Genomic DNA, 23,979 nt, shown 5'->3' with positions numbered 1-23,979 from the left:
CGCCGGGATGCCACCGTGTCCGTGGTTCTGGAGTGACGCCCTGTTCGGTAGTGACTGGTGTTCGGCAGTGACGTGAGTCAGGCCCGCGCCTGCACGCGGCTCCACCCGTCGGCGGTGCGCTCGACGGCGAGCTGGGCGGGGATCCGCTCCTTCATCGTCTCGACATGGCTGATCAGTCCGATCGTGCGGCCGTTCTGGCGCAGCGCGTCGAGCGTGTGCATCGCCACCTCGAGCGTCTCGGCGTCCAGCGACCCGAAGCCCTCGTCGATGAACAGGGTGTCCAGGGTGATGCCGCCGGCCCGGTTCGTGACGACCTCGGCCAGGCCGAGGGCCAGCGCGAGCGAGGCGAGGAACTTCTCGCCGCCGGAGAGCGACTCGGGACTGCGCGTGACCCCGGTGTAGTCGTCGCGCACCCGGACCTCGAGCCCCGAGTTGGACCCGCGCGTGGCGGTGACGTCGCTGCGCTCGAGGGCGTAGCGGCCGCTCGACATCACGTGCAGGCGCAGGTTCGCCGCGGCGACGATCTGCTCGAGCTCGGCGGCGAGCACGTAGCTCTCGACCCGCATGCGGCGGGTGTTGGGCGACTCGCCGTGCAGCGACCGCGCGAGCCGGTCGAGCACCTCGTACGAGGCGCGCGCCTCGGCATGGGTGGCCCATTCACGCCGGATCGCCGCGGCCACGCGGTGGGCGGTGGCGGCGCTCTCCTTCGCCGCGCCGTGACGTTCGGTGGCGACCCGGCACACCTCGCGCGCCTGCGCGTGGACCTCCTGCGGGCGTGCGACGTCGGCCGGCTCGGCGGGCAGGTCCTGCAGCTCGGGTGCGGCGAGGGCGGTCTGACTGGCGACCCGCAGCGCCTCGTGCCCCTCGATGCGGCGGGTGAGCTCGGCGATCGCGGAGGCGTCGAGGCGCGTCTCGAGGAACTCGTCCTCGTCGGCGAAGCCGTGGTGGTCCAGCGTGGTGGCGAACGTCTCGTCGCACTCGCGGAGCCGCTCGCGCGCCGTGCGCTCCGTGGCACGAGCCTCGATGAGCTGGGCCGTGGCGTCGACGTGGCCCGTGACCACCGCGATGCGCTCGACCACCGATCCGGACGCACCCCGGACGCGCGCGACGGTGGCGGCCAGCGCGGCGACCTGCTGGTCGGTGGCGACGGCGCGCTGCTCGACCGTGGCCCGCTGGACGCTGAGGTCGGCGAGCGCGGCGTCGATCCGCTCCTTGGCGGCCCGCGAGCTCACGCGCTCCTGCTCCGCCTGCTCGGCGCGAGTCAGCACGGCCTCGGCCTCGGTCACTGCCGCGGTGAGCTCGTCGAGGGCCCGGACCTCGGCCCAGCCCTGCACGGTGGCACGCAGGGCCGCGGCCTGCTCGCCCGCCCGTCGGGCCAGACGGTCGGCCCGGTCGAACGCCTCCCGGGCGCGGTCGAGCGCGTCCTCGGTGACGTGGTCGTCGGCCAGGACGGCGGGCACCGGGTGCTCGGCCGAGCCGCAGACGGCACAGGCCTCGCCGGCGACGAGCTCCTGGGCCAGGGTGCCGGCGTACTCGGCGAGGCGACGCTCGTTGAGCGAGTCCAGGGCCGTGGACGCGGCCGTGCGGGCCTTGCCGCACTTCAGCTCCTCGAGCTGGGCCTCGGCGAGGTCGCGCTCGGCGGTGGCCCGCTTGCGGGCGAGGTCGAGCTCGGCGCGCAGCCGCTCGAGAGCGGACCCGGCCTGTTCGGGCGTGACGTCGATCTCGCGCTCGAGGACGGCGTCGTGGTGGCGGCACTGGACCGTGAGGTCGTCGGCACGCAGCGCGAGGTCGTCGAGCTGCTCGGTGAGGGTGGCCGAGAGCGCGCGCAGCCGCTCCAGCTCCTGCTCGTCCGCGAGCCGCGCCGTGAGCACGGCGAGATCGGCGGTGAGGGCATCGCGGTGGGCGGCGAGGTCGGCCGGCGGCGGGCCGTCGACGGCCTCGGCGAACCGTGCCTCGGCGGCGACCAGGCCGGCCGTGGCCTGCTCGGCACGACCGGCTGCGGAGACGCGGGCGCGATGGGCGACCTCGACCGACTGCGCCGCCACGGCGAGGTCGCGCCGGAGGCGGTCGGCCGCGATCCGCGGCGCCTGCCCGACGACGAGGGCCATCGCCTCGGTGGCGCGGGCGAGGCGACGCTGGCGCTCGGCCAGCTCGGTGGCCTGCTGGAGCAGCTCGGCGGCCGCCTCGACCTCCTTCGTGGCCTGGTCGAGGTCGGCCTTCGCCAGCTCGACGTCGGCGTCGAAGGCGACGAGGACCTGGGCGATCCACGCCTCGTCGGCCTCGGTGGGAGCCTCCTGCCCCGCGTGCTGGGCGAGGGTGGAGATCGTGGAGGCGATGCCGGACTCCGCCGCGCGCAGCTCCTGGCGCAGCTCACCGGCGCGCCGCTGCAGCTCGGTGTCGTAGTCGCTGAACCGCTCGCTGCGAAAGAGCGTGCGCAGCAGCCGCTGGCGCTCCTCGCTGGAGGCCACCAGGAAGCGCTGGAACTGACCCTGGGCGAGCAGGACGACCTGGAGGAACTGGTCGCAGCGCAGCGGCAGGATCTCGTGCAGCTCCTCGCCGACCGTGCGGGGCTGGGCAGCGAGGCCGACCCACTCATCCCCCGCCCTCACGGACAGCTCGGCGGTGGCCTTCTCGGGCGTCATCCCGGTGCCGCGCACCTTGGGCCGCAGGTACTCGGGGGTGCGCACGACCCGGTACGTGCGGCCGCCCGCGCTGAAGACGAGCTCGACCCGGGTGGGGTCGTTCGGCTCGCAGTGCGTGCTGCGCACCTGCTTGCCGCCCGCGGCGGCGTAGCGCGGGGCCGAGTCGTAGAGCGCGTAGACGATCGCGTCGAGGATGCTGGACTTGCCCGCGCCGGTGCGGCCCGTGATCAGGAAGATCCCGTGGTCGGCGAACGCGTCCAGGTCGACGGTCTGGGTGTCGCGGAACGGGCCGAACCCGGTCATCGTCACCTGGTGGATCCTCATCGCGCCGCCTCCGTCCCGGCGACGTGGCCGACGAGGTCGTCGAGGAGCTGCGCCTCCGCCTCGGTGGGGCCCTCGCCGCCGCGCACGAACGTGAGGAACTCGGCCATCACCTGCTGGTCGGTGAGGGTGGCCAGCCGCTGCGGGTCGGTGGGCGCCGCCGACGCGTCGACGTGGCTGGGCCGGAACTCCAGCAGCGCGCAGTGCGGGAAGCGTCGCTGGAGCCGGCGCATCGGGTCGTCGGGGCGCGCGACGTCGGTGAGGATCGCGCGGACCCAGTGCGACTCGCGATCGGTGAGCCCGGGGTCGGACAGGAGCTCGTCGAGCGTGCCGGTGAGAGTCGTGAGCGCCCGGGGCACGGGGAGGTCGAGCCACTCGACCGGGCCGAGCCCGTCGGCGTCGAGCGTGACGAGCCACGCCCCGCGCGGCTTGTCCTGCTCGGAGAAGGACAGGTGCAGCGGCGCGCCGCTGTAGCGGACGTGGGGCGCGAGGGTGTTGCGGCCGTGGATGTGGCCGAGGGCGGCATAGGTGATGCCGTCGAACACCGGCACGGGCACGCGGTCGAGGCCACCGGCGGTGATGCCCCGCTCGGACTCGCACGACTCGCCCTCGGCGCCCGACACGAAGGTGTGGGCGAGCACGACCGAGCGACCGCCTCGCGTGGCGAGGTCGGCGCGGATGTTGTCGAGGGCGAACCCGATCGCGTCGGCCTGGTGGGCCAGGCGCTGGTCGGGCCACACGTGCCGGATGAGCGCGGGCTCGAGGTAGGCGATGCCGTAGAAGTGGACCGGACCGTACTGGTCCTCAACCGTGATCGGCGTGGCGTGGTCCTGCGGCCGGGTGAGGATGTGGACGCCGGCCTCGTGCAGGAACGCCGCCTTCGCGCCCAGCCGCGCCGGCGAGTCGTGGTTGCCGCTGGTGACGATCACCGTGGCGCCGGTGTCGCGCAGGGCGACCAGGACGCGGTCGAGCTCCTCCACCGCGGCGGCCGACGGGGTGGACGAGTCGAAGACGTCGCCCGCCACCACCACGACGTCGACCGCGTGCTCGCGGACGGACTCCACGAGCGCGTCGAGCACCGAGGCGAGCGCCTCGGCGGTCGAGTGCTGGTGGAACGTCCGACCGATGTGCCAGTCGGACGTGTGGAGGATCTTCACGTCTTCGACGCTAACCAGCGGCTCCGACAAATCCGCGGACCCCGGGCCGGGCGGGTCGTCGTGGATCGCCCGGCGGCGTGCGGCGTCCGCCACAGCGGGTCCCCGCTAGGGTCGGGGGCATGGCGATCGTCCTGCTCGTCCGGCACGGACGGTCCACCGCGAACACCTCGGGCACGCTGGCCGGCCGGCTCCCCGACATCCACCTCGACGAGCTCGGCCTCACCCAGGTCGAGGCCACCGGCGCGCGGCTGGCCGACCTGAGCCTGGCCGACGTCGTCACCAGTCCCCTCGAGCGCTGCCGCGAGACCGCCGCCGCGATCGCCGGCCGCCACGACATCGAGCCCACGGTCGACGAGTCGATCACCGAGTGCGGGTACGGCGACTGGCAGGGCCGGGCGCTGAAGGACCTCGCCGCCGAGGACCTGTGGAAGACCGTCCAGCACCATCCCGCCGCGGCCGCCTTCCCCGGCGGGGAGTCGCTGGCCGCGATGCAGGCACGTGGCGTCGCGGCCATCCGTGGGCACGACGCGCGGATCGAGGCCGAGCACGGCGCCCACGCCGTGTGGGTCGCGGTCTCGCACGGCGACGTGATCAAGGCCGTCCTGGCGGACGCCCTGGGCATGCACCTCGACCTGTTCCAGCGGCTGCACGTCGACCCGGCCTCGGTGTCGATCGTGCGCTACGGAGCCCGCCGACCCGACGTCGTGGCCGTCAACACCTCGGCCGGGGACCTGTCCTGGCTGCGCGCTCCGGCCCCCGCCGACGACGCCCCGGTCGGTGGCGGCGCGGGTCGCTGAGACCCCCCCGCGGCCCAGCGCTCTCGCGATCGGGCTCCTAGCATGGAGACATGGCTCAAAGGGTGCACGAATTCGACTGGCCCGATCGTCTCGTCATCGGCACGGTCGGCCGTCCCGGAGAGCGGTCCTTCTACCTCCAGGCGCGGACGGGTGAGCACGTCGTCAGCGCCCTGATGGAGAAGGAGCAGTCGGCCACCCTCGCCGAGAAGCTGGACGAGGTCCTCGACGAGCTGATGTCCCAGGACGGCAATCCGTTCAGCGTCCCGGCCGCGGCACCCGAGGGACTCGACGACCACGCACCGCTGGACGCCCCCGTGGTGGAGCAGTTCCGCGTGGGCATCCTCTCCCTCGGCTTCGACCCCACCACGGCCCAGGTCGTGATCGAGGCGTTCCCACTGGTCGAGGACTCCCCCGAGTCGCTCCTCGAGCCGGAGGAGGACGGCCCCTCCGAGGTGCTGCACGTGCGGATCCCCGTCGGCGCGGCACGCTCGTTCTGCAAGCGCACCCGCGAGGTCGTCGGTGCGGGCCGGCCCACCTGCCCGCTGTGCTTGGCCCCCATCGACGACGACGGCCACGTGTGCCGTCCCGCCGACGACGACACCTGGTGATGCTCGAGGGAGAGCTCGAGCTGGAGGGACGCGTCCTCCCGGCCTCGAACGCCACCTTCGTCGGGCGCATCGACGGCGTGCGCGTCGTCTACAAGCCCGTCGCCGGGGAGCGTCCGCTGTGGGACTTCCCGGGCGCCGTCCTCGCGAGCCGCGAGATCGCCTCCCGGGTGGTCTCCGAGGCGACGGGGTGGAACATCGTGCCGCCGACGTGGTGGGCCGACGGACCGCACGGGCCGGGCATGCTCCAGCTCTGGCAGGACGCCGATCCCGAGTCCGAGGCCGTCACCCTGGTCCCGGCCGACGACCGTCCCGAGGGCTGGTGCCACGTCCTCGACGGGCTGGACGCCGAGGACCGCCCCGTCTCGCTCGTGCACGAGGACTCCCCCGGCCTGCGGCGGATGGCGGTCTTCGACGTCCTGGTCAACAACGCCGACCGCAAGGGCGGTCACGTGCTGGCGATGCCGGACGGTCACCGGTACGGGGTCGACCACGGCCTGACCTTCCACCAGGAGCCCAAGCTGCGCACGGTCCTGTGGGGCTGGCTCGGCGCGGCGCTGGCCGACGACGAGCTGGCGGGGGTGAACCGGGTGCGCGAGGGCCTGGCCGCCGACCTCGGCGAGGAGCTCCAGCAGTGGCTCGGCGAGCCCGAGCTGGCGGCGATGGCCCGTCGCTGCGACCGGCTGCTGGCCGACCGGGTCTTCCCCTCCCCCGAGGGCGACATGCCCGCCGTGCCCTGGCCACCGTTCTGAGGGCTCCCCCACGACAGACGGCGACGGCCGCCCGGTGACACCGGGCGGCCGTTCCTCTCGAGCCGGTCAGATGGTGGCCAGCTCCGCCTCACGGGTCTTCGCGTGACGCAGGCCCAGCACCGAGAGCAGGGCCAGCAGCGCGGCTCCGACGAAGGAGGCGATGGCGGCGAGCCCGGCGATCAGGCCCATGGTGCCGAACGCGTAGGCGTTCAGGAGCAGCCCGCGCAGGGTGTTGCCCATGAAGAGCGACTGGCGCAGCGCGGCGACCTGCTGGCCGGCCTCGGACGCCTTCTCCTGGTCGGTCAGCTGCATGAACTCACCGCTGACCTACTCGTACGTGCGGTTCCCGCTCGAGGCGTTCATGTGGGCGAGGATGTAGTGGTCGGCGAAGGCGCGTGCCTCGGCCCCGGTGTCCAGTGCGCTGCCGGCGTAGGGCTCGAGGGCCTTGCGGTCCGCGTCGGAGAGGCTCTTGATCGCCTCGCCCTCGGGCATCGTGATGCGCTGGGACACCAGCTGCGACTGCACCTGGTCCTCGATGAAGAAATGGGCCCAGGAGGCCAGTCCGCCCGCGACCACCAGCAGGGCTGCCAGGACCAGTCCGGTCCACGAGATGAGCTTGTCGAATGCCGAGCGGCGCATGATCTGTTCCTCCTGTGCGGTGACTCCGCGTCGTTGCGGCGTCACCACCGACGCTACGGAGCACCGCACCCGGGCGGATGAGGCGAACGGACCCACCTGTCCGGGACCTTCGTCCCGGGTCAGTAGTGAGCACGCACGACGACGCCCGGCCCCCGAGAAGGGACCGGGCGTCGCTCGTGCGCCGGGGGTCAGGCCTGGGTCTGGAACTCCGGCAGGTTGCGCTTCATGACCTTGCCCGTGGGGTTGCGGGGCAGCTCGTCGAGGAACATCACCGCGCGTGGCACGGCGAAGCGGGCGACGTGCTCCTTGGCGTACTCCACGACCTCCTCCTGCGTGAGGGTCTCGCCCTCGCGCGGCACGACGTACGCGGCGAGGCACTGGCCCCACTGCGGGTCGGGGATGCCCGTGACGACGACGTCCTGGACCTTCGGGTGCTCGATGAGCGCGTCCTCCAGCTCGCGGGGGAACACGTTCTCACCGCCGGAGATGACCATGTCGTCGTCGCGGCCGGCGACGAACAGGCGGCCGGACTCGTCGAAATAGCCGAGGTCGCCCGAGTGCATGAGGCCGTCGCGGAAGTCCTTCGTGCGGCCGTCGGTGTACCCGGCGAACATCATCGAGTTGCCGACGTAGATGACGCCCGTCTCGCCCTGGGGCACCTCGTGGCCGTTCTCGTCGAGCACCTTGACCACGGTGTGCCACGGCACGCGGCCCGCGGTGCCGGGCGCGGCGCGCAGGTCCTTCGGGTCGGCGATGGAGACCCAGCCGGTCTCGGTGGCGCCGTAGAAGTTGTAGACCGAGTCGGTGAACGTGTCCATGAAGTGGGTCGCGAGCTCACCGGCCAGGGCCGAGCCGCTCGAGGCGGTGATCTGGAGGCTGGAGACGTCGCTGCTCTTGATCACCTCGGGATCGGCGTCGACGAGGCGCTGCATCATGAGCGGCACCACGACCAGGACCTGGGCCCGGTGGGTGTCGATGTCGCGGATGACCTGCTCGGGCACGAAGCGGCGGCGCAGGACGTAGGTCGGCACCGTCGACAGGCCGAACCCGAAGTTCAGCAGGCCCCACGAGTGGAAGAGCGGCGCCGCGATGACGACGGTGGAGTTGCCCTCGTAGGGGATGGAGCCAAAGAAGGTCAGCAGCGGCTCGAGGTTCTCGGGCTCCTTGCGCTTGGCGCCCTTGGGCAGGCCGGTGGTGCCCGAGGTGAAGATCACGATGCCGCCGGGCTTCTCGGGCTTGGGGTGGTCCGCGGCCGACTTGCCGGCGGCCAGGCCGCTCAGCGTGGGCAGGCCGTGGGTGTCGTCGTCCTCCCACGCCACGACGAGCAGGTCGCGGTCGATCTCGCCCGCGACGTGGAGGAACTCCTGGTCGAGGATGACCATCTTGGCGCTCTCGCGCTTCGTGAGCTCGCTGAGCTGGCCGGCGCTGGCCATCGTGTTGAGCAGCAGCATGCGACCGCCCATCTGGCTGATCGCGACCATGGCGATCACCATGTGGCGGTGGTTGCGGCACAGCACGGCGATCGGGTCGCCGGGCACGAAGCCGCGGTCCTTGAGCGCCTGCGTCACGCGGTTGACCGCGTCGCTCGTCTCACGCCAGGTCAGCTGACCGGCGTCGTCGATGATGGCGACCTGCTGAGGCTTGCGCGCGGCGGCGGCGCCGACGGCCGACGGGAAGCCCGGGCCCCACGCCGCGAGCTTCTTGCCTGCCTTCACCAGCCGGACGGGGTTCTGGGCCTTCAGCAGGCCGATCCTGCGCAGCACCTTCAACTTGTAACCGAGGTCGCCCATCATCTCTCCAGATCCTGTGTGTACCGGCGGGTAGTGTGACGTAGGTTACCAGCGGGTCACTTGATCGCGTGAGCGCGTTGTCCAAGATGCGGCGTGGATCACACTCCGCCGGTCCGCGCGGCGCGGCGCGACTGTAACCGAGAGTGACGTTCCACCGCCGAAACTCGCTCGGATACCAGCCGTTTTCAGATACCCGAGGAATGTCGCCGAAACCCTCGTGCCAGCGGCGTCCTGAGCGCAGGATGGGCGGGTGGACGCGGGGACGTCCGGGACGGGAGTGGTTCAGGTGACGAGTTCGGTGGCGGTGGTGACCGGTGGAGCGGGGGCCGTGGGACTGGCCTCGGCGAAGCTGCTCGCCCGCGACCACCACGTGGTCCTCAGCGACGGCCGCGGGGAGCGGCTCACCCGCGCGCTCGACGAGCTGGACTCCCTCGGCGTCTCCGCCGAGTCGATCGTCGCCGACGTCACCGACCGGGCGTCGGTGGAGGCGCTCATGCGCGCCGCCCGCCAGGCCGGGCCCATCGCGTCGGTGGTGCACGCCGGCGGCGGCGCCACGGCCGACGCCTCGCCCGAGGACATCGTGCGGGCCCGCGTCCTGGGAACCATGAACGTCACCGCCGCCACGCTGGCCGTCGCCGGGCTCGGCACGACGCTGGTCCACGCGTCGGCGCACTCCCCCGCCCTGGTGCTCCCGGCGTTGCCTCGGTGGGTCTTCCGCCTCGCGCCGACCGATCCCGAGGGACTCGTCACGGCCCTGACCCGCCTCGCCAGTCTCGGTCCCGCACGCCGGGCGCCGGCCGTGGCGCACGCCCTGAGCACCACCTTCCTGCAGTGGTACGCCGACGGGATGTCCGTGGCGTTCGACGCCTGCGGCGCGCGACTGAGGTCGACCGCCGCCGAGTCGGTGGTCGACCTCTGCCGCGCCGACCTGGCACCGGCGCCCTCCCACAGCGCCGTGGCCTGATCCACGGCCCGAGTCAGTCGCCCCTCCGCGCGAGCATGACGCGGTGGAACGGCGTCGTGGCCACCGTCTCGCACGAGGCGAAGCCGGCCCCGGTGACGATCTGCTCCACCCGCGCGGGACCGGCCTGGGTGCCGATCGCGGCCGCGCCCTCCTGGGAGAGCGAGGCCGGCGTGCACAGCAGGGTGGAGAACCCGTAGTACGCGCGGCCGACCGGGTTGAAGTTGTCCTGAGGAGCGTCGCCCGCCATCGGCTCGACGATGAGCCAGCGACCCCCGTCGGCGAGCAGGCGGTGCACGTGCCGCGCGGCACCGTCGGGATCGCCCATGTCGTGCAGCGCGTCGAACGTCGTGGCCAGGTCGAAGCCCTCGCCGCCGACCTCCGCCGCGAGCGAGGTCTCGAAGCTCGTGTTGGCACCGACGCCGGCGTCCTCGGCCCGGCGGCGCGCCACCTCGATCGACGGCTCGTGGTAGTCCGACCCGACGAACCGCGACTGCGGGAACGCCTGCGCCATCAGCACCGTCGAGGCGCCGTGCCCGCAGCCGATGTCGGCCACCCGGATCCCACGCCTCAGGTCCTCGTCGAGTCCGGCGGCCGGCAGCCACGCGTCGACCAGGTACGCCTGATAGGAGGGCGCGAAGAAGCGCTCGCAGCCGTCGATCACGTCGTCGCCGTGCTCGTGCCAGCCGACCCCCGTGCCACTGCGCGCCGCCTCGGCCAGCCGGCCGGCGTCGGCCACGGTCCCGAGCGCGATCTGGAACAGCCCGGGCAGGTAGGCGGGGCTCGAGGCGTCGGTCAGCGCGACGGCGTGCTCGGCGGGCAGGGTGAACCGCCCCGAGGCCTCGTCGAGCTCGATGAAGCCGCCCGCCGCCTGCGCGTGGCACCACTCGCGGGCGTAGGGCTCGGCGGTGGAGGTTCGCCCGGCGAGCTCGGCCGCGGTGAGCGGACCGTGCTCGGCCAGCGCGCGGTAGTAGCCGAGCTCGTCCCCGAGGACGACGAGTGCGGTGTTGAGGGTGGCGCCGACCTCCTCGACGGCGCGGAAGACGAACGCCATCAGGCGGTCCTGGTCGATCGTCGGGGTGGTGGTCTGCTGCGTGGTCATGATGACTCCTGAGGGGGCTCGTCCGGGGGCCCTCCCAGCATGCGTTCGGCCCGGATCCGCAGGCTGTTCCGGTGCTACAGTCCGATAAGTGGAACTGATGCGATCGGTTTCCTCGCTGCGCGTGCTCGCAGCCCTCGACGGCGCCGACTCCTTCTCCGCCGCCGCGGACGAGCTCGGCATGTCGCAGTCGGCGGTCAGCCAGCACGTCGCCGCCCTCGAGCAACAGGTCGGCCTCCCGCTCGTCCAGCGCGGCACCCGTCCCGTCGACGTCACGGTGGCCGGACGGGTCCTCGCGGGCCACGCCGCCGCCGTCATGGCCCGGCTCGAGGCCGCCGGGCTCGACCTCGACGAGCTGGCCGGCCACCACCACCGTCGCCTGCGCGTGGGCGGCTTCCCCACGGCGCTGGCCACGTTCGTCCCCCGGGCGCTGGCGCTGCTCGCCATCCAGTCGCCGGACGTCACGTTCACCGTCGTCGACGACCACCTCCAGGGGCTCGTGCCGCGACTGCTCAACCGCGAGCTGGACGTGGCCCTGGTCTTCGACGACAGCGCGGAGCACCGATTGCCGGGCCTCGACCACGGGGTGGAGCTGACGTCGCTCTTCCTCGACCCGTACCGGCTGCTCGTTCCGCGGTCGCACCGGCTGGCCGCGCGGCAGGGAGCGCTGTCGCTCGCCGACCTCGGCGAGGAGACGTGGGTCGGCGGCGGCCCGTCGAGCACGTGGTTCCAGATCGTCCGAGGTCGCTGTCGCGCGGCCGGGTTCGAGCCGCGCGTGGGCATCGCGTCGGACGACTACCTCGCCGTGCAGGCGTTCGTCGCCGCCGGCCTGGGCATCGCCGTCGTCCCAGGGCTCGTGGCCTCCCGCCGGATCGCCGGGGTCGAGGTGCGGGCGCTGCACGACCCGGCCCCGACCCGCGAGGTCATGGTCGCGTGCCCGGTGGACCCCTTTCGTCCGGCCGCGGCCACCGCGATGGTGGAGCTGCTCCAGCGCGTCACCGCCGGCCGCGCCTCACCCGGTTGAGACCGGGGGCGCCGCCACCACGTGCGGCAGCACGTCCTCGGCGAGCCGCCGAAGCTGGCGGGCCTCGTCGCCCACGGGCCAGAAGTGCACGCGGCGGCAGCCCTGCGCGGCGTACTCGGACAGCAGCTCGGCGCACGTCTCGGCCGGGCCGACGCACACCCGACCGCGCAACGCCTCGGGGTCGCGGTCGAGGGCGGGGGCCAGCAGGCTCGTCAGCATCCGCTCGGCTACGCGCGTGTCCTCGGTGACCCAGGTCCACATCGTCACGAGCGCGTGCGGCGGCTCGGCGCGGCCGAGCCGGTGGCAGGCCTGCGCCAGGCCCTCGCGGGTGCGACCGAACTCCGCAGGCGTGGTGTGGAACGCCGAGGCCAGCCAGCCGTCGCCGTACCGGGCCACGCGGTCGATGCCCGCCGGCGAGCCCCAGCTGGACACCCAGAGCGGGACCTGCGCCCGGGACCCGTGGCGCGGGACTGTGCCCGCAGCACACCGAGGGCCGCGTCGAACCGCGACCACCGCTCCTCCCACGGGACGTCGGCCAGGGCGTAGTCCGACCGCGAGGATCCCGGGCCGACCCCGGCCACGATGCGCCCCGGTGCCAGCCGCTCGAGCGTGAGCATCGCCGCCCCGTATGAGCGGGCGCCGCGCAGCACCGGCAGCGCGGCGCTGGTGACCAGCTCGAGGTCACCCGAGCGCGCGGCCGCTGCGGCCAGCAGGACGAGCCCGTCGGCCCACGGGCTCGGGAAGGTCAGGTGGTCGTTGGCCGACAGCGCGGCGAACCCCAGGTCGCGGGCGGCGTCGACCACCTCCGCGAGGTGGGAGCCGTCCAACGGCGTCGCGGTGAAGTCGATCTGCGGCAGGTGCACACCGGCATCCACCCGCCCACCGTTGCACGGGCCGGGGTCAGCCGCGCCTCTTGAGGTCGCGGCCGATGACGAGGCGCTGGATCTGGTTGGTGCCCTCGAAGATCTGCATCACCTTCGTCTCGCGCATGTACCGCTCGACGGGGAAGTCCTTCGTGTAGCCGGCGCCGCCGAGGACCTGCACAGCGTCGGTCGTCACCCTCATCGCGTTGTCGGTGGCGACGAGCTTGGCGATCGAGGCCTGCCGCGAGAACGGGCGGCCGAGGTCGCGCAGCCGCGCGGCCGCCAGGTAGGTGGCCCGCGCCGACTCGACGGCCGCCGCCATGTCGGCCAGCAGGAACGTCAGGCCCTGGTGGTCGACGATCGGCACGCCGAAGGCCTCGCGCTCCTTGGCATAGGCGACCGCGGAGTCGAGGGCGCCCTGCGCGACGCCGGTGGCGACCGCCGCGATCCCGAGGCGGCCCGAGTCGAGCCCGGCGAGCGCGATCGCGAGGCCCTGGCCCTCGTCGCCGAGGCGTCGCTCCACCGGCACCCGGACGTCGTCGAACAGCATCGTGGCCGTCGTCGAGCCCATCAGGCCCATCTTGTCCTCGGGCACGTCGGCGGTGAGCCCCTCGGCGTCGGCCGGGACGAGGAAGCACGTGATGCCGGCCTCGGCGCGCGCCATCACCTTGTAGTAGTCGGCCTGGCCGCCGTGGGTGGTCCAGGCCTTCGCGCCGCGGATCACGTAGTCGTCACCGTCGCGACGGGCGGTGGTGCGCATCGCGCCCGGGTCGGAACCGGCGTGCGCCTCGGACAGGCAGTACGCCCCCAACAGGTCACCACCGAGCATGTCCGGCAGCCAGCGCTCCTTCTGCTCCCGCGTGCCCGCGTGGTCGAGGCCGAAGCAGCTCAGCGCGTGGACGCTCGTGCCCACGCCGACGCTGGCCCACGCGATCGCGATCTCCTCGACGACCTGCAGGTAGACCTCGTAGGGCTGGCCACCGCCGCCGAGGTCCTCGGCGTACGGGAGGCCCAGCAGGCCGGCGCGGCCCAGGGTGCGGAAGATGTCGCGCGGGAACGTGCCCGACCGCTCGTCCGCGTCGACGCGCGGCCGCAGCTGGTCGTCCACGATCTGGCGCGTGAGGGCGATCAGGTCGTTCGCCTCGTCGCTCGGCATCAGACGCTCCACGGCCACGGTGCTCCTCCTGGGGTGTGTCGGCCCCTCCAGCATGGACCACGGGCGAGTGGTTGGATGCAGGGCATGGACATCAGTGGAGCATCAGCCATCGTCACCGGCGGAGCCTCGGGCATCGGCGCGGCCGTCGTCCGCCAGCTCGCCGCGAAGGGCGCCCGGGTGGTCGTCGCCGACCTCAACGACGAGGCCGGTCAGGCCCTCGCGAGCGAGGTCGGGGGCGTCTTCATCCACGTCGACGTGACCGACACCGACCAGATCAAGACCGCCGTCGCCGCCGCCGAGGAGCTCGCCCCGCTGCGCGTCCTGGTGAACTCGGCCGGCATCGGCTGGGCCCAGCGCACGGTCGGCCGCGACGGTCAGTTCGAGTCTGCGCACGACCTCGACGCCTACAAGAAGGTCATCGCCATCAACCTGATCGGCACCTTCGACGCGATCCGACTCGCCGCCACCGCGATCGGCCGCACCGAGCCGCTGGAGTCCGGTGAGCGCGGCGCGATCTGCAACCTCGCCTCCGTCGCGGCGTTCGACGGCCAGATCGGCCAGGCGGCGTACTCGTCGTCGAAGGGCGGCATCGTGGGCATGACCCTGCCCGTGGCGCGCGACCTCGCGGCCATCGGCGTGCGCGTCAACACCGTGGCGCCCGGTCTGATCGACACCCCGATCTACGGCGAGGGCGAGGCGGCCGAGCAGTTCAAGGCCAAGCTCGGCGAGTCCGTCAACTTCCCCAAGCGCCTGGGACAGCCCGACGAGCTGGCCAGCATGGTCGTCGAGTGCGTCACGAACTCGTACATGAACGGCGAGACGGTCCGCGTCGACGGCGCCATCCGGATGCCCCCGCGCTGACCGGCACTCGCCGGGCAGCGGCCAGGGGCCGACGGCACAATGGCCCCATGCGTGCTCTCGTGATCATCGACCTGCAGGAGGACTTCCTCGACCCCCCGGACCTGCGCGGGCAGCGTTCCGACATCGTCCGCGCCGTGCAGCGCTGGACGGACTGGGCGCGCGACCACGACGTGCCCATCGTGGAGGTCCGCACCGTGCTGCCCGAGGACAAGTCCACGTGGGCGCTCAACATGCGCGACGACGACCAGCCGGTGGTGCTGGAGGGCACGAAGGGCGCCGAGACGCTCACCGAGCTGGACCTGCGTCCCGACCTCGAGCTCACGAAACGGCGCGACGACGCCTTTCACGGCACCGACCTGCTGGAGCGGTTGCGTGAGCTCGGCGTGGACGAGCTCGTCCTCGCCGGCGTGGTCACCGAGGCGTGCATCGCGATGACGGCCGCGACCGCCTACGCGCACGACTTCCGGGTGCAGATCGCTGACGGCGCGGTCACCTCGGCCGACGAGAAGGCGCACGTGGCCGCGTTGAAGTGGCTGCGTGAGCAGTACCGCCAGGACGTGGTCTCCCCCGAGGACCTCGCCGACTGACGAGGCCCCTGCTCACCCCGCCCGCGGATGGATCGCGTGCTCGAAGTGGTGACAGGCCGCGCAGAGGCCCTCGAGCAGGTCGAGGTCGGTGGGCCCGCCCTCGGACCATGCGATCACGTGGTGGCTGTGGTCGATGGGGTTCTCGCACCCGGCCCGGGCGCACCCACCGTCCTGACGGAACCAGATCGCCTCGCGCTGCTTCGCCGTGGCGTGCCGGTGCCGGTCGCCCACGTCGAGGATGCGCTCGTTCCGTCCGATCCGCTCCACGAGGAGCGGGCGCAGGTCGGCGCCTTCGGTCAGGTGCCTGAGCAGCTCACGTCCGATCGGCCCGAAGCCGACCAGCTCGGCCGGCTCGCCGGCCGCGAAGCCGGACTCGGGGTCGGGAGCGAGCGCGGCCTTGAGGGTGCCGGCTTCGACCACGACGTGGATTTGTGGCCGTACGGTGCCGTCGGTCGGCAGACCCTCCTCCAGCACTCGGGTCAGCAGCTCCTCGAGCCCGTCGCAGCGCCGCTCGGACGCCGTGCGGTCGTCACCGGCGGCGCGCGGCACCGACAGCGACTCGAGCACCGCGTGGAGCTGGGCGCCGACGTGGATCGGAAGGAAGCCGGTGACGTGCCAGCCGTCGAAGGTCTTCGACAGCCGGATGTCGCGCCGGTCCATGCCGCTGATCCACGCCTCGTCGAGCGACTCGGGGTGCTGGATCGCCTTCGCCCTGCGGACGAGCTTCTTGAGCCGGCCGGGCGGGAACGCCTTCGCGACCTTCGTCAGGTGCTCGTCCAGCTGCACGGTCTCGTCGACGCCGACGTGGCGCATCCCGAAGTCGAGCACCTTGACGTGCTCGAGGGCGATCTCGCCCGCGCGGAAGGCCTCGGCGGCGCGCGGCAGCTGGGCCAGCGCCTCGCCCGCGCGGAGGCGGGCTCGCGTGTCGCCGGCCTCCAGGCGGAGGTCTCGGCGAGCCCACGTGACCACACTCGTGGCGTCCTCGCCGAGGTGGGCCCCGGTCCGCTCGATCTCGGCGAGGCGCTCGGTCAGGGCCGCGTCCGCGGCATCGCGCAGCGTCCGTAGCGCTCGCGTTTCGTCGCACACCGAGGACGTGACCGACCGAAGCACCCCGGCGGTCGCTCGCATCACGGCGATCGTGACCTCGGCGCTCTCCATGTCGAGAACGCTAGGGGCACCCTCCGACAGCGGCTCGACCTCTCGGACGAAGGTCGATCCGGACTGTCATTCCAGGGTGCGGCGGCTCAGTCGTCGTCGGGCCCGCCGGTGCCGGGGTCGTCGGTGACGGGCAGGTCGGGGACACCCTCGGGGCCCTCGACGCCGGGCACCGTCTCGGTGCCGGCCTCCTGCTCGTTGCCGCCCGGCTCGCTCACGCCCTCGTGCTGCGGATCCACCGTGAGGTCGTCGGCCAGCTTGTCGGCCTTGCCCTCGGTCTGGTCACCGTTCGTCGGAGTGCTGTTCATGTGCTCTTCCTTCCGTCGTGCGACGCAGCAGCAGGACCGCTCCGCCGTCGAACTGTCGGCTCTCGTCGATCGTCAGGCCGCACGCCGCGGCGTCGGCCGCGAGGTCGCGACCCTGCGCCTCGTCGCGCAGCTGGAGCAGCGCCGCCCCGCCACGGATGAGGTGCCGCCCGATCACCGTCAGGCACTCGCGAGCGAGGTCCAGTCCATCGGACCCCCCGTCGATCGCGGTGAGCGGGTCCTCGGGGAACTCGCCCACGCCCTCGGACGGCAGGTACGGCGGGTCGGCGATGATGAGCGCGAACCGCTCGTCCGGCATGAGGGCCTCGGCCATCGCGCCGTGGCGGATGTCGGAGTCGACGCCCCAGACGCGGGCGTTGCGCGAGGCCCACACGCACGCGTGCAGGTCGGCGTCCACCTGCACGAGGTGACGACCGGTGTCGACCACGGCGAGCAGACCGATGTGGCCGGCGCCCGCGCAGACCTCGAGGACCGGTCCCAGTGGCACGGCGTCGAGCAGCTCACGCGCCCACAGCGACTGGGCCTCGGTCCACGGGCGGGGCGTCAGGACGCGCTCGTCGTGGCCGATCGGCCGGCCACCGAACGTCGTCGTCCTCGCCTGTGGCTCCGAGGCCTGGAGCATCAGAAGACCGGCTTTCCGCCGGTGACGCCCAGGACGGTGGCCGAGACGTAGCTGGCCTCCTTCTCGCTCGCCAGGAACACGAACGCACCGGCGAGCTCGGCCGGCTGACCGGCCCGACCCAGCGGCGTGTCGGAGCCGAACTGCTCGATCTTCTCCTCGGGCTGCGTGGCGGGCTGCAGCGGAGTCCAGATCGGACCCGGCGCCACCGCGTTGACGCGGATGCCACGCGGACCGAGCTCGGCCGCCAGGTTCACCGTCAGGTTGTTGATCGCGGCCTTCGTGGACGCGTAGTCCAGCAGGCTCGTCGACGGCTCGTACGCCTGGATCGACGAGTTGTTGATGATGCTTGACCCGCGGCCGAGGTGCGGCAGGGCGGCGCGGACGAGCCACAGCAGCGCGAACACGTTCGTCGTGTACGTGCGCTCGATCCGCTCGTCGTCCATCTGCTCGAGACCCTCGTCGCGGGCCATCTGGAAGCCGGCGTTGTTGACGAGGATGTCGAGTCCGCCGAGGCCGTCGTGGGCCTGTGCGACGACGCGGTCGCACGTCGCGCTGTCGCGCAGGTCCGCCTCGATCGGCAGGCTCGTGCGTCCCGCCTCCTCGATCAGCCGCGACGTCTCGCGAGCGTCCTCGACCTCCTCGGGCATGTACGTGAACGCCACGTCGGCACCCTCACGGGCATAGGCGATCGCGACCGCACGGCCGATGCCGGAGTCACCGCCGGTGATGAGCGCCTTGCGCCCCTCGAGCCGGCCCGACCCGACGTAGCTCTCCTCGCCGTGGTCCGGCCGGGGCTCCATCGGCTCGGTCAGTCCCGGGGGTTCCTGCTGCTGTGCCGGGAAACCGTCCTGTTCCTCACTCATCGCGTGCTCCGTCCTCGTCGAACCTGGTCCTGATCATCTGGTGCGTCGCGTCGCACCACGGCAGCGACGCGGACTTGCCGCACCGGCACACGGCGCTGACGGGTCGTTCGGTGCGGTGCACCTCGCCGTCCGGGGCGTGGACCCCGATGTCCCCACGGATCAGCAGCGGCCCGTTCGGGACCACGCTGACGTCGACCTTGCGCGCCATCAGGCACCCCACCTCTCGAACATCGCCTCGGCGAAGCGACTCTCCTGGTCCAGGCACGTGAACACCCCGAAGGCGACGTCCTCGGCCAGGTGCGGCTCCGCCTCGACGAGGGCGCCGGCGATGAAGCGCGCGGCGGTCTGCTCGTGGACGGCGTCGGCCTCGACGTGCTCGTCGTAGTAGGCGGCCATCTCCTCGGGGAGGCCGAGGCGGCGCAGGCCGCGCGACATCCGCCGCGACGGACCCGAGCTGGAGGCCTCGAACGCCACGAGGTGGCCGACCGCCGCACCCCGGAGGCGCCGCTGGAGGCCGAACATCGTGAGGGTCACGTTCATCTCCAGCACCTCGACCGGCACGTCGTCGATCGCGGCGTTCTCCCGGGCGTCGAGACCCATCGCTCGCATGCCGTCGGCGAACAGGTGCGCGTGGAGGCGCTCTGGGCGGCCGCCGCCGTACTCGTCGTACTGCAGCTCGGCCAGCGCGGCGCGCGAGGGACCCGGCAGCCGCGGGATCGTCCACGCGGTCGGGTCGGCCTCCTTGAGATGGTAGATCGAGCGGAACCACAGCAGCTCACGGACCTGGTCGGCCGTCGCGGCACGCTGGACGAACTCCGCGAGGGAGCGTCCCTCGTCGGCGCGCACGTAGTCGAGCAGCACGTCCGGATCGGCGGACTCGGGGAGCCGGCCCTCGGCGCGCTCGCGCAGCCGGGCCTCGAACTCGCGCTCCACCCGGTTGCGGACCGTGATCAGCTCGGGCGTCCACTCCGCGTCCTCCACCTCGGCGAAGCCTCGGTGGTGCAGCTCGTGGGCGATCCAGACCGTCAGCAGACCGTCCTCGGTGCTCGAGGGGCTGACCTTCGGCACGCGATCCCACGGCATTGCCCCGGTCAGGGCCGCGAGGGTCGCGGCACTCAGGTCGCCACGGGGCTGGGGCAGGGTCGAGGTGGTCGCCCGACTGCCGCTGAGGACGGCTGATGGCATCCGCGGTCCTTTCGATCGAAACGGAGGTCACGGGGCACGTACCCCGGGGCGGGCGGCTCATGCGTCGCCCGCGCAGCCATCGTGCCCCGACGCATGGATCCTCGCGAGTCGGGTACGTGAACCCTGTCCGACCGAATGAGGAGGATCCCATGACCACGCCGCACCCCGAGGAACCCGCCGAGGGCCCCGACCCCGCCGATCCCGCCACGACACCCGACAACCCGATCGAGCCCGACGATCCCAATTCGCCCGCGACGAGCGACGACGGGGACGGCGGCGCCGAGAACCTGGTGGTCACCGACCCCACCGCGCCGTCGTCGCGGGTCTGAGCCGCCGATGAACGACGACAACCGACCCCTGTGGCTGGTGCCCGCCGACGTGGCGGGCCACGACGCACTCCCCGACGCCTGTGACGACCTCGTGGTCGGCGCAGGCGTCGTCGGGCTGACCACCGCCGTCCTGCTCGCCCGCGCCGGCCGGAAGGTGTGCGTGGTCGAGGCCCGCTACGTCGGAGCCGGGTCCACCGGGCACAGCACCGCCAAGGTGTCGGTGCTGCAGGGCACCCGCCTGTCCACCCTGCTCGAGGACCACTCGCGCGAGGTCGTCCAGGCCTACGTCGACATGAACCGCGCCGGCTTCGACTGGCTGGTCGGCTTCGCCGGGCAGCACGACGTCCGGATGGACCGGCGGACCGCGGCGACCTTCGCCGCCAAGCCCACCGAGACGTCGCGCGCGCGAGCCGAGTACGTCGCCGCCATGTCGGTCGGGCTGCCGGTCGAGTGGACCGACGACCCGGGCCTGCCCGTGCCCACCCACGGCGCCGTCACCCTCGCGGACCAGGCGCAGATCGACCCCGGCTCCCACCTCGCGGCCCTCGCCGCCGAGCTCCGGGCGCACGGCGGCTCGCTCGTGGAGCACGCCCGCGTGATGAACGTCGACTGGATCGGCGCTCCGACCGCGCACCTCGACGACGGTCGCAAGGTCCAAGCGGAGTCCTTGGTCGTCGCGACCGGCTCGCCGATCCTGGACCGCAGCCTGGCCTTCAGCGACCTCGAGCCCCAGCGCTCGTACGCGGTCGGCTACGAGCTGGCCGACCCGCCGCAGGTCATGGCGCTGTCGGCAGGCTCGCCCTCGGTCTCGCTGCGCGACGCCCTGACCGAGGACGGAAGGCCGGCGCTGCTGGTCGGCGGCTTCGGTCACGGTGTCGGACGGACCGAGTCCGAGCGCGATCACGTCGAGATGATCCGCACCTGGACCGCCGAGCACTTCCCCGAGGCCCGCGAAGTCGCGGCCTGGTCGGCGCAGGACTACACCACCGGCGACGGCCTCCCCCGCTTCGGCAGGATGCCCCGCGGCGGCGACCGCATCCGCTTCGCGACCGGTTTCGCGAAGTGGGGATTCACGAACGGCACCGCCGCGGCCCTGGCGATCGCGCACGACATCCTCGGCGACCGGCTGCCGTGGGTGGACTCCGTCGTCGACCACTCCTCGCCCCTGCGCTCCACCCGGGGCCGGGCGACGATCAACGCGAAGGTCGCCAAGGAGGTCGCGACGGGTGCCGCCCGCGTGATCGCCACCTCGCCGCGATCCCTGCAGCCCGGGGAGGGCGACGTCCACCGCGACGGCGTTCGCGTCGTCGCGGAGTCGCGCTCCGAGACGGGGACCTGCCGCGTGCAGGGCCTCTGCACGCACCTCGGCGGCGTGCTCCGGTGGAACGACCAGGAGCGCTCGTGGGACTGCCCGCTGCACGGCTCGCGGTTCTCCTCCGAGGGTGAGGTCCTCAACGGCCCCGCGACCAAGCCCCTCAAGCGCCTGGACGCCCAGGAGGACGAGGAGGGGAAGGACGACGACCGGATCGGTGTCTGAGGGGTGACGATGCAGATCGGCTCACACGTCTCCCACGAGCAGTTCGGCCCGGCGGAGCTCCTCGGGCTCGGCGCCGCGGTGAGCACCAGCCATCCGCAAGCGACTTCTCGGTCGGCTGCGTGCGATCGACGAGCGCTCCGGTTGCCGACTCCCTGAGCCCGTGTGACGCTGAAGACGGTTGAACGCCCAGCCTCGAGGACTCGCTCCCGCTTTTCGGAGGATCCATGACTGTGCTGTCTGACCACCCCGCCGTCCCGAACTCCGAGGACCTCGTCCTCGACCACCTCTCCCTCGCCAGTGCGCTGGCCCACCGGTTCACCGGACGCGGCGTGGACACCGAGGATCTGGAGCAGGTCGCCCGCCTCGCCCTGGTGAAGGCCGCTCGCCGCTACGACCCGGCCCAAGGTCCCTTCCCGCCGTACGCCACGGCCACGATTCAGGGCGAGCTGAAGCGCCACTTCCGCGACCGGGCCTGGATGGTGCGCCCGCCCCGGCGCATCCAGGAGATCCAGGCCCTCATCGTGAGTGAGCAGTTGCCCGAGCTCACGAGTGCCAACCTCGAGGAGATGGCGGCGCGCATCGGCGTCGCACCCGAGGACCTTCGCGACGCCACCGTCGCCCGCGGGTGCTTCCAGCCCGAGTCGATGGACGACCTCACGCACGGACGTCGCGACTTCGGGCACACCGACGACGACCTGGCGTTCATCGACGAGTGGCTCAGCGTGGCGCGCTGCCTGCGCGAGCTCGAGCGCGACGAACGGGAACTGCTGCACTGGCGGTTCGTGGAAGGGCTGACGCAGCAGGCGATCGCCGATCGCCTGGGCATCAGCCAAATGCAGGTGTCGCGCCGTCTCGCGAGGGTGCTGTCGTCGCTCCGTCGGCACCCGGACGTCGCCGCTGCATGACCTGAGCAAACCCACCAGCAGCACCACCTGCCAGAGGAGGGACACCCGTGACCAGTCGATCGCAGGACCCCGAGCACGATCCCGGGATCCCGGACCTCACGGCGAAGCTCTCGACCCTGTCGCGGGCGGACTCCGCGGAGTCCACGATCGTCTCCGTCCTGTGCCAGCTCCAGGCCGCGGTGGGCGCCGAGCACGGCGGAGCTCTGCTGCTGGGTCCCGGGACCGCCATCGAGACGGCCGCCGGCTCCGACGAGATCGTCGAGCGGGCCGACGCGATCCAGGCGGACCTCGGTGAAGGCCCCGACCTGACGTTGCTCGACGGGGCGCAGTCGCTCATGGTCTCCGACACGCGAAGCGAGTCCCGGTGGCCCCGGTGGGCGGAGGCCGTGGCGGCGCTCGGGCTCCGCAGCCTCATCAGTGTGAAGCTGTCGACCCGTGATCGCGTGCTCGGGAGCGTCAACCTCTACTCCCGGCGCCCGGACGCCTTCGCCGACGACGACCGGGAGGTCGCCGAGGACCTCGCCCGCCGCGCCGCCGTCACGGTGTCCGCCTCGCTGACGGCGCGCGACCTGCCCGCCGCCATGGACTCCCACGTCCTGATGGGGCAGGCCCAGGGCATCGTGATGGAGCGCTTCGACCTCACGGACGACGAGGCGTTCACCGTCCTGCTGCGCCACTCCGAGCGCACGGACACGAAGCTGCGCTCGGTCGCCCAGCAGGTGGTGGACGGGTACTCGATCCCGCTCGAGTCCGCCTGACGCGAACCCACGCTGTTGTGGACCCACGCGACCGCGGGTACTATGCAACTTGTTGCACTAGTCCCGGCCCGGAGGTCTCCATGTCCCTGCCCACCGTCCTGCAGAACCGGCTCTCGCTGCCCGTCGTGGCGTCCCCGATGTTCATCGCCTCGGGCCCTGAGCTCGTCATCGCCCAGTGCAAGGCCGGCGTGGTGGGCTCGTTCCCCGCGCTCAACGCGCGCCCCGCGTCACTGCTGAACGACTGGCTCGACCGCATCGAGTCCGAGCTCGCGGGCACCGACGCCGCGCCGTTCGCGGTGAACCAGATCGTGCACCGCTCCAACAACCGCCTCGAGGAGGACATGGCCACGATCGTGGAGCACCAGGTGCCCATCGTGATCACCTCGCTCGGAGCGCGCCCCGAGATCAACGAGGCCGTCCACTCCTACGGCGGCATCGTCCTGCACGACATCATCAACAACCGCTTCGCGCACAAGGCGATCGAGAAGGGCGCCGACGGCCTCATCGCCGTGGCCGCCGGAGCCGGTGGCCACGCGGGCACCCTCTCCCCCTTCGCCCTCGTGCAGGAGATCCGCCAGTGGTTCGACGGCCCGCTGCTGCTCTCGGGCTCGATCGCGCACGGCCGATCCGTCCTGGCCGCGCAGGCCGCCGGCGCCGACCTGGCCTACGTCGGCTCGGCCTTCCTGGCCACCGACGAGGCCAACGTCGTGGACGGCTACAAGCAGATGATCGTCGAGAGCTCGGCCGACGACATCGTCTACTCCGACCTGTTCACCGGCGTGCACGGGAACTACCTCCGGGGCAGCATCGAGGCCGCCGGCCTCGACCCGCGGAACCTGCCTGCGGGCGATCCCTCGACGATGGACTTCGGCTCCGGCGGCACCACGGACGCGAAGGCGTGGAAGGACATCTGGGGCGCCGGCCAGGGCTTGGGCGCCGTCGACGCGACCGTCCCCGCCGCCGAGCTCGTCGCCCGCCTCAAGCGCGAGTACGACGACGCCAAGCGCGAGCTGCTGGCCGCCGTCCCGGCCTGAATCGGACGACC

27 protein-coding genes are annotated in these 23,979 nt (G+C 72.6%); 12 read left to right on the top strand and 15 right to left on the bottom strand.

Annotated elements, in window-relative coordinates; all coding sequences use genetic code 11:
* Nucleotides 1-77: 77 nt before the first annotated feature.
* Together ACY1JX_RS14565 and ACY1JX_RS14560 are read right to left on the bottom strand one after the other, a co-directional pair.
* Nucleotides 78-2,966 (bottom strand): AAA family ATPase, encoded by a 2,889-nt coding sequence (locus tag ACY1JX_RS14565; protein WP_462564422.1) that lies wholly within the window; start codon nucleotides 2,964-2,966, stop codon nucleotides 78-80.
* Complete coding sequence (locus ACY1JX_RS14560) at nucleotides 2,963-4,120, bottom strand: exonuclease SbcCD subunit D (RefSeq protein WP_462564420.1); 1,158 nt, start codon at nucleotides 4,118-4,120, stop codon at nucleotides 2,963-2,965. Before ACY1JX_RS14560 ends, ACY1JX_RS14565 begins: the two co-directional genes overlap by 4 nt.
* Nucleotides 4,121-4,239: 119 nt before the next feature.
* On the opposite strand from ACY1JX_RS14560, the gene ACY1JX_RS14555 reads away from it, so the two are divergent.
* The 3 genes from ACY1JX_RS14555 to ACY1JX_RS14545 are packed head-to-tail and all read left to right on the top strand — an operon-like array spanning nucleotide 4,240 to nucleotide 6,274.
* The gene (locus ACY1JX_RS14555; RefSeq protein WP_462564419.1) at nucleotides 4,240-4,917 is read left to right on the top strand and encodes a histidine phosphatase family protein; all 678 of its coding nucleotides are present in this window, start codon (nucleotides 4,240-4,242) and stop codon (nucleotides 4,915-4,917) included.
* A 50-nt stretch (nucleotides 4,918-4,967) separates the two neighbouring features.
* Nucleotides 4,968-5,525, top strand: a complete 558-nt coding sequence (locus ACY1JX_RS14550; protein WP_181756509.1) for a DUF3090 domain-containing protein — start codon at nucleotides 4,968-4,970, stop codon at nucleotides 5,523-5,525.
* Nucleotides 5,525-6,274 (top strand): SCO1664 family protein, encoded by a 750-nt coding sequence (locus ACY1JX_RS14545; RefSeq protein ID WP_462565892.1) that lies wholly within the window; start codon nucleotides 5,525-5,527, stop codon nucleotides 6,272-6,274. Before ACY1JX_RS14550 ends, ACY1JX_RS14545 begins: the two co-directional genes overlap by 1 nt.
* Nucleotides 6,275-6,340: 66 nt before the next feature.
* Here the strand turns inward: ACY1JX_RS14545 and ACY1JX_RS14540 are convergent, their stop codons facing one another.
* The 3 genes from ACY1JX_RS14540 to ACY1JX_RS14530 form a co-directional block, all read right to left on the bottom strand.
* Nucleotides 6,341-6,586: a hypothetical protein gene (locus ACY1JX_RS14540; RefSeq protein ID WP_462564418.1), complete on the bottom strand. Its 246-nt coding sequence runs from the start codon at nucleotides 6,584-6,586 to the stop codon at nucleotides 6,341-6,343.
* A gap of 15 nt (nucleotides 6,587-6,601) precedes the next feature.
* A complete protein-coding gene (locus ACY1JX_RS14535) occupies nucleotides 6,602-6,913 on the bottom strand; it encodes a hypothetical protein (protein WP_462564417.1) in 312 nt (103 codons plus the stop codon).
* 188 nt (nucleotides 6,914-7,101) lie between these two features.
* Complete coding sequence (locus ACY1JX_RS14530; RefSeq protein WP_462564416.1) at nucleotides 7,102-8,706, bottom strand: AMP-binding protein; 1,605 nt, start codon at nucleotides 8,704-8,706, stop codon at nucleotides 7,102-7,104.
* Nucleotides 8,707-8,989: 283 nt separating this feature from the next.
* Between ACY1JX_RS14530 and ACY1JX_RS14525 the strand changes: the two genes are divergently transcribed.
* Nucleotides 8,990-9,667 carry an SDR family NAD(P)-dependent oxidoreductase gene (locus tag ACY1JX_RS14525; protein WP_462564415.1) on the top strand — a complete coding sequence of 226 codons (678 nt, stop codon included), beginning with the start codon at nucleotides 8,990-8,992 and terminating at the stop codon, nucleotides 9,665-9,667.
* Between the two features lie 13 nt (nucleotides 9,668-9,680).
* On the opposite strand, the gene ACY1JX_RS14520 is transcribed toward ACY1JX_RS14525, so the two are convergent.
* Nucleotides 9,681-10,766 (bottom strand): methyltransferase domain-containing protein, encoded by a 1,086-nt coding sequence (locus ACY1JX_RS14520; RefSeq protein ID WP_462564414.1) that lies wholly within the window; start codon nucleotides 10,764-10,766, stop codon nucleotides 9,681-9,683.
* A 97-nt stretch (nucleotides 10,767-10,863) separates the two neighbouring features.
* Between ACY1JX_RS14520 and ACY1JX_RS14515 the strand changes: the two genes are divergently transcribed.
* Nucleotides 10,864-11,787, top strand: coding sequence for a LysR family transcriptional regulator (locus ACY1JX_RS14515; protein ID WP_462565891.1), 924 nt, complete (start codon nucleotides 10,864-10,866; stop codon nucleotides 11,785-11,787).
* On the opposite strand, the gene ACY1JX_RS14510 is transcribed toward ACY1JX_RS14515, so the two are convergent.
* From ACY1JX_RS14510 to ACY1JX_RS14500, 3 genes are read right to left on the bottom strand one after another with little or no spacing between them, the layout of a single operon-like run.
* Nucleotides 11,776-12,054 (bottom strand): hypothetical protein, encoded by a 279-nt coding sequence (locus ACY1JX_RS14510; RefSeq protein ID WP_462564413.1) that lies wholly within the window; start codon nucleotides 12,052-12,054, stop codon nucleotides 11,776-11,778. The two genes, ACY1JX_RS14515 and ACY1JX_RS14510, sit on opposite strands and share 12 nt — an antisense overlap.
* On the bottom strand, nucleotides 12,051-12,662 hold the full coding sequence (locus tag ACY1JX_RS14505; RefSeq protein ID WP_462564412.1) for an LLM class flavin-dependent oxidoreductase: 612 nt from the start codon (nucleotides 12,660-12,662) through the stop codon (nucleotides 12,051-12,053). The genes ACY1JX_RS14510 and ACY1JX_RS14505 overlap by 4 nt, the downstream gene beginning before the upstream one ends.
* 25 nt (nucleotides 12,663-12,687) lie before the next feature.
* On the bottom strand, nucleotides 12,688-13,824 hold the full coding sequence (locus ACY1JX_RS14500) for an acyl-CoA dehydrogenase family protein (RefSeq protein ID WP_462564411.1): 1,137 nt from the start codon (nucleotides 13,822-13,824) through the stop codon (nucleotides 12,688-12,690).
* Nucleotides 13,825-13,890: 66 nt separating this feature from the next.
* Here ACY1JX_RS14500 and ACY1JX_RS14495 point away from each other — a divergent pair, with 66 nt between their 5' ends.
* Both ACY1JX_RS14495 and ACY1JX_RS14490 read left to right on the top strand, forming a co-directional pair.
* Nucleotides 13,891-14,667, top strand: coding sequence for an SDR family NAD(P)-dependent oxidoreductase (locus ACY1JX_RS14495; protein WP_462564410.1), 777 nt, complete (start codon nucleotides 13,891-13,893; stop codon nucleotides 14,665-14,667).
* Between the two features lie 47 nt (nucleotides 14,668-14,714).
* Nucleotides 14,715-15,254, top strand: a complete 540-nt coding sequence (locus ACY1JX_RS14490) for a cysteine hydrolase family protein (protein ID WP_462564409.1) — start codon at nucleotides 14,715-14,717, stop codon at nucleotides 15,252-15,254.
* A 12-nt stretch (nucleotides 15,255-15,266) separates the two neighbouring features.
* Here the strand turns inward: ACY1JX_RS14490 and ACY1JX_RS14485 are convergent, their stop codons facing one another.
* The 6 genes from ACY1JX_RS14485 to ACY1JX_RS14460 form a co-directional block, all read right to left on the bottom strand.
* Entirely contained in the window at nucleotides 15,267-16,412 is a 1,146-nt protein-coding gene (locus ACY1JX_RS14485; protein ID WP_462564408.1) for an HNH endonuclease, read from the bottom strand.
* An 86-nt stretch (nucleotides 16,413-16,498) separates the two neighbouring features.
* The gene (locus ACY1JX_RS14480; protein WP_181756495.1) at nucleotides 16,499-16,717 is read right to left on the bottom strand and encodes a hypothetical protein; all 219 of its coding nucleotides are present in this window, start codon (nucleotides 16,715-16,717) and stop codon (nucleotides 16,499-16,501) included.
* Nucleotides 16,692-17,357, bottom strand: coding sequence for a methyltransferase (locus ACY1JX_RS14475; RefSeq protein WP_462564407.1), 666 nt, complete (start codon nucleotides 17,355-17,357; stop codon nucleotides 16,692-16,694). Before ACY1JX_RS14475 ends, ACY1JX_RS14480 begins: the two co-directional genes overlap by 26 nt.
* Nucleotides 17,357-18,220 (bottom strand): SDR family oxidoreductase, encoded by an 864-nt coding sequence (locus tag ACY1JX_RS14470; RefSeq protein ID WP_286930077.1) that lies wholly within the window; start codon nucleotides 18,218-18,220, stop codon nucleotides 17,357-17,359. The genes ACY1JX_RS14475 and ACY1JX_RS14470 overlap by 1 nt, the downstream gene beginning before the upstream one ends.
* Entirely contained in the window at nucleotides 18,213-18,428 is a 216-nt protein-coding gene (locus ACY1JX_RS14465; protein WP_462564406.1) for a CDGSH iron-sulfur domain-containing protein, read from the bottom strand. The genes ACY1JX_RS14470 and ACY1JX_RS14465 overlap by 8 nt, the downstream gene beginning before the upstream one ends.
* Nucleotides 18,428-19,405 (bottom strand): iron-containing redox enzyme family protein, encoded by a 978-nt coding sequence (locus ACY1JX_RS14460; RefSeq protein WP_462564405.1) that lies wholly within the window; start codon nucleotides 19,403-19,405, stop codon nucleotides 18,428-18,430. The genes ACY1JX_RS14465 and ACY1JX_RS14460 overlap by 1 nt, the downstream gene beginning before the upstream one ends.
* Before the next feature lie 149 nt (nucleotides 19,406-19,554).
* Between ACY1JX_RS14460 and ACY1JX_RS14455 the strand changes: the two genes are divergently transcribed.
* From ACY1JX_RS14455 to ACY1JX_RS14435, 5 genes are all read left to right on the top strand, one after another.
* Complete coding sequence (locus ACY1JX_RS14455) at nucleotides 19,555-19,734, top strand: hypothetical protein (protein WP_462564404.1); 180 nt, start codon at nucleotides 19,555-19,557, stop codon at nucleotides 19,732-19,734.
* 7 nt (nucleotides 19,735-19,741) lie between these two features.
* A complete protein-coding gene (locus ACY1JX_RS14450) occupies nucleotides 19,742-21,271 on the top strand; it encodes an FAD-dependent oxidoreductase (RefSeq protein WP_462564403.1) in 1,530 nt (509 codons plus the stop codon).
* 224 nt (nucleotides 21,272-21,495) lie between these two features.
* Nucleotides 21,496-22,176, top strand: coding sequence for a sigma-70 family RNA polymerase sigma factor (locus tag ACY1JX_RS14445; protein WP_286930068.1), 681 nt, complete (start codon nucleotides 21,496-21,498; stop codon nucleotides 22,174-22,176).
* Nucleotides 22,177-22,223: 47 nt separating this feature from the next.
* Nucleotides 22,224-22,934 carry a GAF and ANTAR domain-containing protein gene (locus ACY1JX_RS14440; protein WP_286930066.1) on the top strand — a complete coding sequence of 237 codons (711 nt, stop codon included), beginning with the start codon at nucleotides 22,224-22,226 and terminating at the stop codon, nucleotides 22,932-22,934.
* Between the two features lie 80 nt (nucleotides 22,935-23,014).
* Nucleotides 23,015-23,968 (top strand): NAD(P)H-dependent flavin oxidoreductase, encoded by a 954-nt coding sequence (locus tag ACY1JX_RS14435; protein WP_286930065.1) that lies wholly within the window; start codon nucleotides 23,015-23,017, stop codon nucleotides 23,966-23,968.
* The last annotated feature ends 11 nt before the right edge of the window (nucleotides 23,969-23,979 follow it).

This window comes from Aeromicrobium sp. JP4 (assembly GCF_054957925.1).
The sequence above is the reverse complement of the archived record's forward strand: the minus strand, read 5'-3'. Positions and strand labels throughout refer to the sequence as shown.

What these genes read in the sequence shown, in the direction of transcription:
- ACY1JX_RS14565 (WP_462564422.1), bottom strand. Translation starts at nt 2,966, where the DNA reads ATGAGGATCCACCAGGTGACGATGACCGGGTTCGGCCCGTTCCGCGAC.
- ACY1JX_RS14555 (WP_462564419.1), top strand. Translation starts at nt 4,240, where the DNA reads ATGGCGATCGTCCTGCTCGTCCGGCACGGACGGTCCACCGCGAACACC.
- ACY1JX_RS14550 (WP_181756509.1), top strand. Translation starts at nt 4,968, where the DNA reads ATGGCTCAAAGGGTGCACGAATTCGACTGGCCCGATCGTCTCGTCATC.
- ACY1JX_RS14545 (WP_462565892.1), top strand. Translation starts at nt 5,525, where the DNA reads ATGCTCGAGGGAGAGCTCGAGCTGGAGGGACGCGTCCTCCCGGCCTCG.
- ACY1JX_RS14540 (WP_462564418.1), bottom strand. Translation starts at nt 6,586, where the DNA reads ATGCAGCTGACCGACCAGGAGAAGGCGTCCGAGGCCGGCCAGCAGGTC.
- ACY1JX_RS14535 (WP_462564417.1), bottom strand. Translation starts at nt 6,913, where the DNA reads ATGCGCCGCTCGGCATTCGACAAGCTCATCTCGTGGACCGGACTGGTC.
- ACY1JX_RS14530 (WP_462564416.1), bottom strand. Translation starts at nt 8,706, where the DNA reads ATGATGGGCGACCTCGGTTACAAGTTGAAGGTGCTGCGCAGGATCGGC.
- ACY1JX_RS14520 (WP_462564414.1), bottom strand. Translation starts at nt 10,766, where the DNA reads ATGACCACGCAGCAGACCACCACCCCGACGATCGACCAGGACCGCCTG.
- ACY1JX_RS14515 (WP_462565891.1), top strand. Translation starts at nt 10,864, where the DNA reads ATGCGATCGGTTTCCTCGCTGCGCGTGCTCGCAGCCCTCGACGGCGCC.
- ACY1JX_RS14495 (WP_462564410.1), top strand. Translation starts at nt 13,891, where the DNA reads ATGGACATCAGTGGAGCATCAGCCATCGTCACCGGCGGAGCCTCGGGC.
- ACY1JX_RS14490 (WP_462564409.1), top strand. Translation starts at nt 14,715, where the DNA reads ATGCGTGCTCTCGTGATCATCGACCTGCAGGAGGACTTCCTCGACCCC.
- ACY1JX_RS14485 (WP_462564408.1), bottom strand. Translation starts at nt 16,412, where the DNA reads ATGGAGAGCGCCGAGGTCACGATCGCCGTGATGCGAGCGACCGCCGGG.
- ACY1JX_RS14480 (WP_181756495.1), bottom strand. Translation starts at nt 16,717, where the DNA reads ATGAACAGCACTCCGACGAACGGTGACCAGACCGAGGGCAAGGCCGAC.
- ACY1JX_RS14475 (WP_462564407.1), bottom strand. Translation starts at nt 17,357, where the DNA reads ATGCTCCAGGCCTCGGAGCCACAGGCGAGGACGACGACGTTCGGTGGC.
- ACY1JX_RS14470 (WP_286930077.1), bottom strand. Translation starts at nt 18,220, where the DNA reads ATGAGTGAGGAACAGGACGGTTTCCCGGCACAGCAGCAGGAACCCCCG.
- ACY1JX_RS14465 (WP_462564406.1), bottom strand. Translation starts at nt 18,428, where the DNA reads ATGGCGCGCAAGGTCGACGTCAGCGTGGTCCCGAACGGGCCGCTGCTG.
- ACY1JX_RS14460 (WP_462564405.1), bottom strand. Translation starts at nt 19,405, where the DNA reads ATGCCATCAGCCGTCCTCAGCGGCAGTCGGGCGACCACCTCGACCCTG.
- ACY1JX_RS14455 (WP_462564404.1), top strand. Translation starts at nt 19,555, where the DNA reads ATGACCACGCCGCACCCCGAGGAACCCGCCGAGGGCCCCGACCCCGCC.
- ACY1JX_RS14450 (WP_462564403.1), top strand. Translation starts at nt 19,742, where the DNA reads ATGAACGACGACAACCGACCCCTGTGGCTGGTGCCCGCCGACGTGGCG.
- ACY1JX_RS14445 (WP_286930068.1), top strand. Translation starts at nt 21,496, where the DNA reads ATGACTGTGCTGTCTGACCACCCCGCCGTCCCGAACTCCGAGGACCTC.
- ACY1JX_RS14435 (WP_286930065.1), top strand. Translation starts at nt 23,015, where the DNA reads ATGTCCCTGCCCACCGTCCTGCAGAACCGGCTCTCGCTGCCCGTCGTG.